Below are 12,885 nucleotides of genomic sequence, written 5' to 3' on the forward strand. Positions count from 1 at the left end.
TTACGGAGCTAAAATATCTACGTGGGCATGGTCGTTATGTCCTGATACTGCTTGACACAAGCCTGCTGCGATCAAAGTCATATCGTTAAAAAATATCCGGCGAATTTTATGCTTTGATTGTTTACGGAAAGCCTCTAGCATTGCTCTCATTGCAGCGCGATCGTACTCGCTATCTTGATAGGTAATTCCTCCTGATGTGCCATCTTTACGGGGTAATCTGATATCGCAACACATCCCAACTTGATGACTTGCATGGGGCGGAAACTTGCCTCCGCTAATTTTACTAATATCATTAGTAGCAATTAAAGCTGCATCCGGATGGGTTTTTAAATATTGGTCTTTGTAAATCAATGCCGCAGCTTGGACAGTTTCAACTATCCAATTTGTCCCAAAATCTCCATTATCTCCTTGCAAGTCATCATTATTTAAAAATCCTTCTAGAATTGAGCCAGAAGCCATTTCTTGCCATCTAGGAGCAGTGGATTTTTCTAAAGCTTTACGAGTTTTACCATTAACATCTATTCTGCCATCAACATTTCCACCAACATCTAATGTATCTTTTTCGTTAATAATGGCTTGGAAAAGTTTAATAGCTTGAATTGTGTCGGTATCAATAATAGAATTGCGGGATACTTGAAATCCTAAATCTGCCAATCTATTTTTAATTGCTAGTACGTCTGCTGGATTATTTACCCCACCTGCACCTACACTTCCGGTTAAAGTAATAGTAATAGCTGCTGGAGGTGGTGGAGTTATTTTAGGGGTGGTAATATCAATAAGTTTTTTGGCAAAACTAGCAGTGATGTTAGTAGAATTCACTCCAGCGATATTTTGGAATTTCTGAATTGCTGCTTCTGTATTCGTAGATAGTACGCCAAGAGTGACACTACTGAGATCGATAAAACCAATCTTGGCTAAATGTTCTTGGATATCTTGAACTAAGAGCGTATCAGCCACTAATGCAGATATGGAGATTGATAGTGCATTATCTCGAATTTCTTGAAGATTAGTCATTTTAAAACACTTCTAAAAACTTACAAAAATACGTCGATCGTTTATCACAGCCAAGATAATCTTTAAAGACCTAAGGAAAAATATCTTCCCCATCGAGTCTATATATATTAAGGCTGTACTTTTACAACACATTCAAGTGATTGTGGTGGGGGAGCAGTCACATTATTTGATTGTTTCCCTCTCCACGTTAATGGATAGAACTTATCTTCTATTAAAGGAAAAGGTTCATTTAGAACCACTGGAGCCTCGAAATCATCGTTAACAAGAATCAATTCAACATTGGTAGGAACTTTTTCATAAATGTAATAGCCACGCGGTATAAATTGCAGCCTTTTATCAGAAGTTACTTGAAAAACTGCTTGTTGACTTTCATCTGTAATAAGAGTTCCATTACTGTCACAGATACGTCGCAGTTGAAATTCTGTATCTGATGTTGTTTCTAATAACGCTAAATTTTTAGCCAGAATTTCAGTTGCTTTATACCATTGTCCACCTTTATCGGAGCTATCAATACTAATGGAATTACCAACTTTTTTATTACCCAAAAGCCGAGATAAATCAACAGAAATGAGTCCGGCAACATTGACATTTAAACCATTGTTTTCTTCAAGGATATTTGCCCCGGCTGATAGAGTAAATGCAGAAGCTCGTACACTTGGGCCAACATAAAGAGAAACAGGTGCATCACCAGCGATACCCACACCAAAGGCAACACCGGAGGAGATATTGTTTTGAGGATTAAATTCTTTGTTAATACCAACTAATCCGCCAATCCGATCTTTTCCAAAATCAATTAAGGCTCCAGTAATGATACTACTATCTTCTGTCCCACCTAGAAAACTGCTAGTAACTTCTTTCGTGATATCACCTAGATTTCCGATGATGGGAAAAACCGTATTCAAAATATTAGCTGCATTTTGTTTGGCTAATTCGTTAACAAATTTTTGATTTTGATTGTCTAAAATGACAGCAATATTATTTTGACCATCATCATTTTTCACTAAATACATTACTTCATCAACCAGTCCTGCTAATTGAGGACTTTTTTTCAAAAATGCTTCAACTGTTACTTTTAAGTTAACTTTTTGTTGGGTTTCACTGATTGTTTCAGCTTTATCGATATTTTCTTTAGGAATTTTATTCCTAGCGATCGCCACCTCAAAAGGTTCAGTGATAGCTTTAATATTATAGCGATAATATACAACTCGGTCTTGACAATTATTCCCTGGTTTCACTTCAAATTCATACACATCAATCTTCCAGTTAACTTTCTCATCAATCTCGCGAGTATCGCTAACTTGGTCGATTGTAAAATAGAATTTAACCCCTCGACTATCATTCAACAAGGTTTTGATTAAGTTATAATCTCGCAGCAGACTAAAATATTCAGTAGCACGAATAGATGGCCCAACAAATTGTCTCCAACCATCACCTTTGGAATTCCATATTCTTTCATAATATTCTTGGTTCGCAGGAGTTGGTAATGCTTTTTCTAGTATGGAACATCCATTAGAGTTTTTAGATGATTTAGCTGATTTTAGAGATTGTAGCCATTTTTCAGGATCTCCTAACTGATTATTAGGAATTACAATAATCGCTTTTCTAGCATCATAGCTAGCTTGTAGTCTTCTAAAACTAGGCTCATCACTAATCGGTAAAAATTGCCATTCTAATTGCACCTTGGTTTTGGCAACATTATTAACAAATTTAAGAATGTCCTCCATTAAAGACAAGCGAATCGCTCTTGCAGTCTTGTTCAAGTCAAGGGAACTATTATCTGGTTGAGCGGTACTCTCTGAAGAAGTTTCTGCTAGATTACTTTGAGCTAGTAAAGGTAAAGTGGGAGAAAACAACATCATCCCGACAACGCCGACAACTGACCACGAAAAAAAGCTATGCAATTTCATCTCTGAACTCTTTACACCACAAATTGATGTGTTATTTTATTAAATCAGCCGGATAAACTATGGCATTATTACCTTGACTACCAACCAGCATTCCTAATATTTTTTCAGTTTTACTATGTAAAACTCTTGCTCCGTGAACGCTATCAATATCTATTAATCTCTGCTCAAATTTCACCTCATAAGCCTCAACTTGAAAACTTGGTTGAATAAAAGGTAATTGTGTCGGAGCAGGATTCTGTACTTCGCCTATTATTCGCACGCCATTTACACTAAAAACTACTTTATCGCCTTTTTTGACTTGATTACGTTCAATTGGATCGAAGTCTTCTAGAGTCGGAGAAAGATTCAAATGAGGAGCGGGTGTAATTTTTACAATCGGATTGACAGGTAGAACTGAAGGTACAGAATATTCAGAGATGATTCCAATTTTCATATTTCCAGTTCCTCTGACCTCAACTCCTTTAAATTGTCCTGGTGTACTAGATTGAATAAACGTTGCTCCAGCGGCTGTTTGTTCAAAAACACAAATATCAATTGGTGCAAGTAAGTAATCATCTTTCTTACCAAACAGCAGTCGTTCGGCACTCTGTTTAAACTGTGCAGTTTTAGTTCGATAAATTCCCATTGGAGATACCTGACTAATTCAAAAAGTTTTTTTGACTTCAGTAATAATACTTTGTCCTAGAAATTACGCAAATAAGTGTTTATTAAAACATGTTTTATAGTAAAACTTACTGTAAAAATCCAAAAATAAAATATACAGCTAATAGTCTCAGTAAATAACCACAAGGGCGTAAACTTTTAAGGTTCATAGTTAATGTTCCTGTAATTTTTTGGGGATTAATTTTAGGCGTTGCTCCCTTTGCAGGGTGATTTTGCTGCTTTTGTAGGATGGCGCAAAAAGCCCATCTTTTATATTTCTAAGCACGCAGAATGCCCACAAGAATCATGCCTTGATTCAGCAACGCCGATTTTTACTGTACGTCAATGTTTACTGTTTGTATGTGAGAAAAAGTGAGAAGTTTCAAACAATACGCTTGGGTTAGGGAATTCCAAAAAATCACGCCCTTAGCAATGAAAATTCCCCAATCTGCCCCTGTTCAAAATCCACGCTTTCTCGGTACACGGCGATCGCCTAAAACAGCAGATTGTCCTAAAGTCCAGTGGTTATCTTCAATTACAATCTGTCCAAACTCAGCATCGTAGTAACTGCTTGTGGGTTTCATAATCTTCAGGCACTACCTTTATTTATCAAAATCATCATTTGGTCATATATCGAATAGCACTAAGAAAAGCTGAAACACTTGTGGTTTAAGCAGTTTGCAATTGTTGGCGTAATTCATGCCGGGTTTTTGTCATTAACCCTCTTCTAAGAAACCAGATTTTCTGAGGGCTGAGGAATAAGCTCAAAACCAAAAGCCTGGGCTCTTTTGTGGAGATTATTAACCATACGCTCACGATAACGCTGCTCATAATAATCCATACCAGGATCGGTGTAATCTCCTCCAGATGTCCAAAGTTTGTAAAAAAGCCGCGCAATCTTATGAGCAGTAGCAGTGATAGCTTTAGGAGAGCCAAGGCGAGAACGTAAACGACGGTAAAAAGCACCCAAAGCCGAATTACTTTTTCCAGCAGTTTGTGCTGCCATACGGAAAGCGTTGGCAGCGCGGTTGACTACTGGGCGAGTTTGAGAACTTTTAATCTTGCCACCAGTAATGCGACTGCCAGCGACATTGCACCAAGCCAGGAGGTAAAGTGCTTAACTGTAGGGAATCGACTGGGGTCTAAACCAACCTCACAAAGAATGATTTGCACAGTGAGTACACCAAGACCATCAACACGAGTAAAATCTACTCCACTCATGCGGTAAAGGTGAGTACGCAAATCAAAGTTAGGTTCATTACCTAATCTGCGAGCGCGTATAGGTCAGCAGTATAGCAACCGAAACGCCGAACGCATTCGTTAGCAGTTCCTGACGGTACACACACCCAATGATGTTGGGCACCAATATCAATACCCGCCGCATTTGGATGAATCGGATTAAGTTTAGATGCCTTGGCTACAGATTGACGATTTGGAACTGAAGACTTCTGTTTTTTCTTCATTTTAGTTCCCCTAGTCTCAAGCAGTATCAAAGTTGAAAGTCTGCCTTGACCCAGGTTGACGGAATTATACAGTCTTCTAAACGGGATAACGTGTACACGCTTCACCAATGTCATCGCCGTCACAACCCAGAACCACGCTTTTGTACGGGCGAAGATGCACCATTGAGGGAACGGTCTTAACTGTCAAGACACAATGCGAGTATAAACTTTTTCCCTACTTTTTATTCCGTTTCTTTCATCCATCGCGGACATATCGTCCATCAACCGCTTTTGTCACTCTCCGGATAGCCAATCTCTGAAAGCTTTATCAGTCAATCAATACAGGCTTTCCTATTAGAAAAAAATAGGTCTTGTATTTGTTATTAGGAAATAATGGAGCGTAGGCGTAGCCCGTCGTAGACATCGCTTGGTAGATAAAAGCTCTAGAATTCACAAATGACAAATATTTTCGGAGAGTGACACAAGAGGGTTAAAGTAGACATCGCTTTTTATTTAAGCGAACGCGCAGAGCGTCTTGTAGAAAGGAAGCAATAACCCAATTACTTCATCTCAAGGAGATCCAAAAAATAAAATGTCCAGCCCTATCAAATATATTTTCTGTAAAACCTAACGACTGTGGGCGTTCCCACCTGGTGGGAACGCTTTCTCTGGGCATTTTATTACTGGTAGGTGCCTCACCGTACCCGTACACCCAATTTTGTATCCCAGTGGAGGGGTTTATCTGCTTTTGGCAGGGGAGACTCTGGGATTTGACCTACTGAAACGCCATATTTCCAGTTTGGCGGACAGATAGCAATGTAACGTGCATAACCTCCTAAACCACCTTTGAATTTGGGATACCCGATAGAGAGCAACGCACCTATTTCTGGTACCCGGTCTAGATTTGCAACACCCTCTGCTTGGGTATATCCGTTTTTCAACAGCCAAGCTTCTCCTTCCAGCGTTGGGGTGCTATCTGTATCAAGGGGTTCGTGTCCGTGGAAAAGAATTTGGCGCTCAAGGTGCAGAAACTTTAAAGCTTCTAGCTTCACCCCAGGAAACTTTGTTCTTGTAGCTAGTTCGGGGTTTGGCCAAGATGAAGACCAGTCAGAGCGAACAAACACTACTGAGCCTTGTGGAATCCTGCCATGTTTGCGCTCCCAATCCTGAATATCTTTGACACTCAGATGATAATTGGGGTCTTTGGCAACTTTATCTTGGATTGGAATTATTACTAGAGGACGAACAGCAAAGGTTGCTGGCAACTCATCGATAGCTGCATACTCAGGGTTCCAGTGAGCAGGTGGATCTAATTGGGTTCCTAGCTGATCGGTAGATAAATCGTAATGAGTTGCTTCAAACCCATCCTTTTGATAAGTGTATGGTTCACCAGTTTTCGGGTTGATGGCAGGCGCAAACTTTGATGAACCAAAACCAGACCATACAGGAATTGCTGGAGCGATCGTATGAGTTAAGTCAACATATTTAGCTTTTTTGAGCGACTGCTCATAAACTTGCCACAGACGAGGCTCACGTCTGGGCTGTACCGCGTTTACAGACACCCAGCCAACACCAAACACAACTATTAAACAAACAATTCCCCAGAAAGTTTTTTGAAATGGTTGACACAAAAATCTATATAGTTTCTGCTTGAGATGTGTTTGGTAGAACTGCGGCAGTATTGTCATTTGTTCTTTGTTATTGCTTTGAAGACTGTAAAGGATCTAATTGTTTTACCACAATTTATTATTTAAAATCCTGTAGCTGTTGGTATTTCGTCTGGGAACAAGGCTGCTATCTCATAAGGCTACTATTTTAACAGTCATTCCTTTTTTATTTCCCCAACCTTTAAATCTAACCAAATACGTATATTCAAAGACTATGAAAACCACCGACACATTCGCCCAACCTGGTTGGGGCAGCCATCGCTGTTCTAATTCAAGCGAGAAAAAGACGAGCGTAAGCCCCTACCCAATTCAAGCAAGGGGAAAACCCAGCAGCGTAGGCGCAGCCCCTTAAAGTAGACATCGCATACAAAAAAGCCCAGTCATCATAACTGGGCTTTTACTATCTCAATCAATTATTGGAGGATTCGTAGTTGCATTACAACCAATTAGGCAGTAGGTTGTTCGAGATTAACCTTGACAACTTTGCTCTTTTCTTGCTCGGACTTGGGCAGTGTCAAATTCAAGATGCCATCTTTATAATCTGCGGTGACATTGGTATTTTGAATTCGAGCAGATAGAGAAATTACACGTTGGAATTTACCATAGCGAAATTCACTTCTTGTAGTGCCATTGTTTTCAGTTGTAGTTTCAGACTTGCGCTCACCGCTAACGTAAACGGCATTTTCAGTGACTTGAATATCTAGGTCTTTAGCGTCGATTCCTGGCAATTCTAGCTTCAAGTGCAGAGCATCATCAGTTTCGTGCAATTCAGCAGCCGGAACTTTGATAAAATCTCTGTCAAGCCGTGCAGATGGTACTCTAGTATCTCCAAGTAAGCCGTTGATGTGACTTAAGTGAGCGTTCAATTCTTGCCAAGGGTTGTAACGAACTAGTGCCATAACTCTTACTCTCTTTAAATAGTTCCTACTTAATAGTTTTTGCACTTCGTTTTGTGCTTATGTATTCATAATAAGTATGGTTATAAGTCCTATAAATTCGGTTGTTCTCACCAAATAATTGATGATTGCCGCACTAAATTAGGCAGTAAAAAATATTACGGTTTACTCTAATTTTTCAGTTCGGTAAACCCGAATAAAGACTATTGATACTAATAATAATTAACTAACTATCCCTCTCCTAAAAAAACAGAATGTTTTCTTAGGAGAGGGATAATCTGCTTTTGAAGAGGATAGTGCAGTTAGGGGTTACTTACTTCTCAAAACAACAACACCCAAGTTCTACTAGCTTAGTTATTTCCTCACATTCATCATTCGTCTAGGAGTGTACTGATTAAAATCTACTGACCAATCAGTTACAGCGTCCTCTGTTTACCACTAGGAGGAAATATCAGCGTTCGAGTTGGGTGTTGCTGTTAGTTGACGAGACAGATTGAGATACAACAGCTTTTTTACCTCTTAACTAAATTGAACAACAGGCTGTCAAATCTGCCAGGGAAGCTATCGGGCTTCAATTAATAAGTTAACACCAATAAATAGAAGGGGATTCTATTTGACAATAAACTTTACTTTTCCATAACTAACTAAATGGTTGCCCCCAATTCTCCTTATTAAATGGGCTGCACCATTTCAAAATTAAACTCAACTCCAACTCCTACGGTGAGCGTAGGTCAGTGGGTGCATCCCACCAAAAAGCAATATTGGTGGCTGTCTGCAAACTATATTTGTAGTGCAGGTCTTGGTAGCTAGCGATATAGTCTTTGCAGCCGTCAATCCCTTTCCACCGCTTGTTACAGCGGCAAAGTTCTGAGGGAAACTAAGAGATTGCACCCCAAGCACCACCAATTCTGTTAAAATCGCGTCTGCCAGTACCTACATTTTGAGGCAGTGCCATGTGTGCAAAGAGATTCGGGCAATCTCAACCCACAAAAATCGATAAATTTGTTGAATCTGCGGTGCGTTACTGCCACCAACGCAGTCCAGAAGCCCTAGACAGCATCGCGTAATAATCTACCTGTGAACCTCAACAAACAACTAGTGACAGGTATTGTGGCAGCGTTCCAGAAAGATCATTGATACCTTGAGTTGGTTTTGCGGTTACATAGCATCAGAAATCAACCGCACTGAGGACAACCAAAAGCCCCATCATCCCATCACGAAACTTAGCAAAACTCTGATTACATTGGGGATGGAACCATTTACTGAGCGGTTTAAGCGAAAAACAGGTGGTTCTACTCTAGTTCTCCCCGATTTGTTTGTATTCATGAAATTATCTCAACTTCAACTTACTAAAGAATTACCAGTTTTTGCCCAAACCTACGCTTGATTTGGCAAGGGTAAATTTTCCCACACGAATCTCGCTATCAATACAGCAAAGGAGTTAGAATGCCAACTGTAAAATTGAGCTTCAAAGAGTACAATCCTGTTATAGTAAACGATGCTCTAACACTAAAACAGTACTGGCATAACCACCTAGTACAGGAATGTCCACAGCAAAGTGCTACTACCAGAGACAGTATTGTTCGTTGGCTGTTAGCAAAAGATTTAAAACGGTTGGAATTACTTCAACCAAAAGAAATTGAGGTTGCCAAGCAAGCAATGGAGTATCGCTGGAAAATTTTACATCAACGCTACTTAGGCATTAGTCCAGAAGGTGCTTATCGCAACTTAATCACACGACTGGGCAGTTTAGTTTCTGCTCACAGCCAGATTCAAACTTGGGTAGTTTCCAGCCGCGCTCGCCAAAGTAGTTTTATAGATGTGTTACAACACCTCATCCAAGAACTACTGCAAAACGATACTTATATGCAACAGCAAATGGCTTGCATTGCCCAATTAACTAACGATAAACAACTGCAAAATACATTACTGTTTGCTTCTATAGAAGAGTATGCTTTGCGCTCAGTACGTAATCAACCTTTGCTAGTATATTGTTTCGTCAGTTACCTACGTAGGAATCGGTGTGGTGGCTCAACCCAAGTTTTCGGCAATAAATTACCTAGTGGAGTTAGTTTGGCTATAAATCCTCACTAATGGCAGATTCTTGAGGATGCCAGTTAGTTTGCCCTTCTCTGGTTCTATCGGGAGTAGTTGATTTCTTTGTTGGCTGGCGATCGGGCTATCGCTCTGGATTGAAATTCTGCTATATGGGCACTTGCGTTCATCACCGATATTTTACGACAAGCGGCGATTGCATTTACGCACTCATCACACTACGAGTATCCAGGTTTTCAATACTTGTATGCAGTTAGAAAATCATGATATTCGAGCAATTCACTATTGAAGTGTTGCTGCAACTCCCATTTTATGCCTGCTTATGCCAAAAAGCGTCTTTACTCGCTTTTTAGTAGCGATCGCTCTTTGTGGCATGATTTCTTACTCCTTCTAGTTGAGTTATTACGCTTTCTGCTTTGTGGGATCAACTAATTTATACGTTAATACGTTTGTTTATCTTTTTGATTTTTCATGGGAATTTCTATTCGCATATCCGTTTTACTCCAAATATATCCTCAAATTAACTAACAGAAGGCAACTGGCAATTATGTTGGTTTTGAAGAAAATTTCTGTAAGACGTATCTGTATATAGACTGCCTACCTGGGAACGAGTAATTTTCTGCTGGCAAAGCATTCGGTATAAGTTATTTACAGTTTTGAGCAAGTAAATGTGGTCGGCATCTACAGAATAGAAGTCAGATTTACGTTCTGCCAGCACTGCTCGATTACTTCTTCGTCCAGCCAGAAAGTTATACTGCCTCGAAGCTTTTGTGCTGCATCATAGGCGTTCCAATTCTTAACTTTGTACTGGGCTTTCGTCTTCATCTTGTGCTAAGTGCGGCGAGAGCCTCTATTTCGGTTTTTGCTCTGATCTCGGCTCTATGCCACCTAGACATTGACTCTCAATTTCGCCATGTTCCGCCAAAAGTGTCCTAGACTCTCCGTGCCGCCGAATAGTGTGGTGAAGATGGTCGAGTCGGCAAGCAAAATATCGCCGCCACGGTAACCGTTCGGCGGTACCCAAATGCACGTATTGAATTCCCGATTTCCCTCCGCTGTGAACGGATGCGGTCGGGAAAGATCGATTGGCTGCGTCGCCAGAACATGAATGGACTTCGTGTCCTCTGTCGTCAGCGCGTAGTGGGGCAGATGCAGATGGAAGTTGAACGTGGTCACTCCATTGAGCAAACCCAGTTTGTCGAGATCCTTGTTAACGATCGGGGGTGCGATCTGGTTGCTTCCTTGTATGACGGCAGGCCGGAGTCCAAACTGATTAAGTACGGGCACTTCGAGTTCTTTCATCAGCGATCGCGTGTACTGACCGAAGCGTTGCTGGCGCGGCACGAGTTCGTCGCCGTGATGCTTATACTCCATCTGGCGCTGCTGCATGTCGTTCGTGAAACCCACGTCATGGTGCGGCGCAAGGAGCAGGCATGTACCTTCTCGGTTCAGCCACTCCCGGATCGCGTCGATTTCTCCCTTTTCGGCCTCTTGCTCGGATAGGAGATGATCCAGACCGAACACCATCAATGTATCCGTGTCTGCCAGAATTCTTTCATCAATCAGGAGTTTGTACCTTCAAGGGGCGACAATTGCCCCTAAACCAAGCCAGATAAAGGTTTGAGAGGCACAGACCCCTTGAAAAATGTGGGTAATTATTGAGAATGAACTGTACAGTTATTAAGCAGCTACCTGTAGTGTACAGTTTAATGGTAAAAAAGAACGGTCTTGTAATTTGATTAAGACCGTCATAATAATGCTGGCATCATTCTACCAAAACTTCTTAGAAAAATACCTGAAATATTGCACAGTTAATCACCCTGAAGATGTTGGTGTCGTTTAATTTTTTTAATCGCTTTGGCTATGACCAGTGCTTGGTTACATGGACAAAGAACTAAATTTCAATCCCAAGAATCTTATATTTGCCGCACTAAAGAAAAAAATTGAAGTCAAAAACGTCACAGCAATTTCTGGATAGGTTTATATGGTCAAAATTGGATAGTAGCTTGGCATGAGTGTCAAACATGGGTTGAGGAACTGGTCGGTTCCATTCGCAATAAGCAGGCATTTTATCAGCGAGGTTTAAGGGCTATGAAGCTTATACAGCAAGCACTTTAACTCGCTTGTCGCCCCTTGAAGTGAAGAGGATAAATTCTGTGCCTTCTTGTATTCAACTGAATCTTTTTCCCAGAACCACACACTTAATACGTCTGCCAAGTGTTATTTTCACTTTCTTTATAGTTTAATTGTTGAGGGAGATTCCTTGTACTCTACAGTTTCGGTTGAAATTTCCCCAAAATACCCATAATGGTGATTTAGGCATCCAAAAAATACCAGATAATTAAACTATACGGCACAGCTAAGGCAGGTTTACTTTGATAACCGAAAAATACGAAGATGTGCTTCGGTTCTGGTTTCCAAGCCAACCAAGCCCCGATCGAGCAACGATGGTTCGTCGTTGGGAATGGTGGTTTCGCGGTGGGGCGAATGTTGAAGTAATCGGGCATTTTTCACCACTGCTAGAACAAGCCATACGAGGTGAACTAGATGCTTGGTCTGGTCAGCCGCGATCGCGGCTAGCACTAATTCTCGTCCTCGACCAATTCTCGCGCTCAATATATGCGGGCACGGCACAAGCATTCGCGCAGGACTTGAAAGCTTGTAAGCTGACGCTTGAAGGCATCAGTGTGGGACACTATGAAGCTCTTAAAACACCTTGGGAGAAGACGTTCTTCTTCCTGCCGTTAGGGCATTCTGAGGATCTTACTAACTTGGAACTAGCAGTTAAACTTGCGGACGACCTTGTGCAGGAGGCATCACAAGAGCATCGTGCATTACTAGAGTTCTCCGCAGCGCAAGCACGTCGGCATCGAGATATACTTACCCAATTCGGTCGCCATCCTCATCGTAATGAAGCTCTAGAACGTCAATCAACCCCTGAAGAACTTGAGTACCTCGCAAGTGGTCAGCTTGTACACACGCGATCGATGCCGTCTCACCTATCGCAATTTCTCTGTGAGACTTGAGCGATTTAATTTCGTTCGAGTCATCAATAAGTCTTTTATGATTTTTACGTAATAAACGCAAAATATCTTGTATAAAAAAACACTTGACTAATATCGTGTCCGGTTAAAGACTTATCATTTAGACGGCAGGGGAACAGGGAGCTTTCTAGCAGGGGGAAAGAGGGTTTCCTGGTTTTTGCACAGATGTGGAAATTATAACTAATTAGGCGGACATGATATAAAACAGCACAAACTTT

The 12,885-nt window shown here is 40.9% G+C and carries 13 protein-coding genes; 3 read left to right on the forward strand and 10 right to left on the reverse strand.

The features are described 5' to 3' along the window. The 9 genes from NSTC745_RS20235 to NSTC745_RS20275 all read right to left on the reverse strand — a co-directional run bounded on the left by NSTC745_RS20235 (position 1) and on the right by NSTC745_RS20275 (position 7,571). Positions 1 to 1,014, reverse strand: coding sequence for a peptidoglycan-binding domain-containing protein (locus NSTC745_RS20235; protein ID WP_445632530.1), 1,014 nt, complete (start codon positions 1,012 to 1,014; stop codon positions 1 to 3). Between the two features lie 107 nt (positions 1,015 to 1,121). Beyond that, positions 1,122 to 2,774: a hypothetical protein gene (locus tag NSTC745_RS20240; RefSeq protein ID WP_445632531.1), complete on the reverse strand. Its 1,653-nt coding sequence runs from the start codon at positions 2,772 to 2,774 to the stop codon at positions 1,122 to 1,124. 178 nt (positions 2,775 to 2,952) lie between these two features. Next, the gene (locus NSTC745_RS20245; protein WP_445632532.1) at positions 2,953 to 3,546 is read right to left on the reverse strand and encodes a hypothetical protein; all 594 of its coding nucleotides are present in this window, start codon (positions 3,544 to 3,546) and stop codon (positions 2,953 to 2,955) included. Positions 3,547 to 4,021: 475 nt separating this feature from the next. Then, positions 4,022 to 4,147, reverse strand: a complete 126-nt coding sequence (locus tag NSTC745_RS20250; protein WP_445632533.1) for a hypothetical protein — start codon at positions 4,145 to 4,147, stop codon at positions 4,022 to 4,024. A gap of 143 nt (positions 4,148 to 4,290) precedes the next feature. Further along, positions 4,291 to 4,569: a hypothetical protein gene (locus NSTC745_RS20255; protein WP_445632534.1), complete on the reverse strand. Its 279-nt coding sequence runs from the start codon at positions 4,567 to 4,569 to the stop codon at positions 4,291 to 4,293. A 26-nt stretch (positions 4,570 to 4,595) separates the two neighbouring features. Next, the gene (locus NSTC745_RS20260) at positions 4,596 to 4,784 is read right to left on the reverse strand and encodes a transposase (protein ID WP_445632535.1); all 189 of its coding nucleotides are present in this window, start codon (positions 4,782 to 4,784) and stop codon (positions 4,596 to 4,598) included. A 41-nt stretch (positions 4,785 to 4,825) separates the two neighbouring features. Next, complete coding sequence (locus tag NSTC745_RS20265) at positions 4,826 to 5,131, reverse strand: hypothetical protein (protein WP_445632536.1); 306 nt, start codon at positions 5,129 to 5,131, stop codon at positions 4,826 to 4,828. A 569-nt stretch (positions 5,132 to 5,700) separates the two neighbouring features. Continuing rightward, positions 5,701 to 6,693 carry a cyclase family protein gene (locus NSTC745_RS20270; RefSeq protein ID WP_445632537.1) on the reverse strand — a complete coding sequence of 331 codons (993 nt, stop codon included), beginning with the start codon at positions 6,691 to 6,693 and terminating at the stop codon, positions 5,701 to 5,703. 425 nt (positions 6,694 to 7,118) lie between these two features. After that, the gene (locus NSTC745_RS20275; RefSeq protein ID WP_445632538.1) at positions 7,119 to 7,571 is read right to left on the reverse strand and encodes an Hsp20/alpha crystallin family protein; all 453 of its coding nucleotides are present in this window, start codon (positions 7,569 to 7,571) and stop codon (positions 7,119 to 7,121) included. Between the two features lie 1,105 nt (positions 7,572 to 8,676). On the opposite strand from NSTC745_RS20275, the gene NSTC745_RS20280 reads away from it, so the two are divergent. Both NSTC745_RS20280 and NSTC745_RS20285 read left to right on the forward strand, forming a co-directional pair. Continuing rightward, positions 8,677 to 8,955: a hypothetical protein gene (locus NSTC745_RS20280; RefSeq protein WP_445632539.1), complete on the forward strand. Its 279-nt coding sequence runs from the start codon at positions 8,677 to 8,679 to the stop codon at positions 8,953 to 8,955. A gap of 59 nt (positions 8,956 to 9,014) precedes the next feature. Further along, on the forward strand, positions 9,015 to 9,662 hold the full coding sequence (locus tag NSTC745_RS20285) for a hypothetical protein (protein ID WP_445632540.1): 648 nt from the start codon (positions 9,015 to 9,017) through the stop codon (positions 9,660 to 9,662). A gap of 849 nt (positions 9,663 to 10,511) precedes the next feature. Here NSTC745_RS20285 and NSTC745_RS20290 read toward each other — a convergent pair. Beyond that, complete coding sequence (locus tag NSTC745_RS20290; protein ID WP_445632541.1) at positions 10,512 to 11,150, reverse strand: hypothetical protein; 639 nt, start codon at positions 11,148 to 11,150, stop codon at positions 10,512 to 10,514. Between the two features lie 848 nt (positions 11,151 to 11,998). Between NSTC745_RS20290 and NSTC745_RS20295 the strand changes: the two genes are divergently transcribed. Further along, positions 11,999 to 12,649: a DUF924 family protein gene (locus NSTC745_RS20295; RefSeq protein WP_445632542.1), complete on the forward strand. Its 651-nt coding sequence runs from the start codon at positions 11,999 to 12,001 to the stop codon at positions 12,647 to 12,649. The last annotated feature ends 236 nt before the right edge of the window (positions 12,650 to 12,885 follow it).

It is taken from the genome of Nostoc sp. DSM 114161, assembly GCF_052692665.1.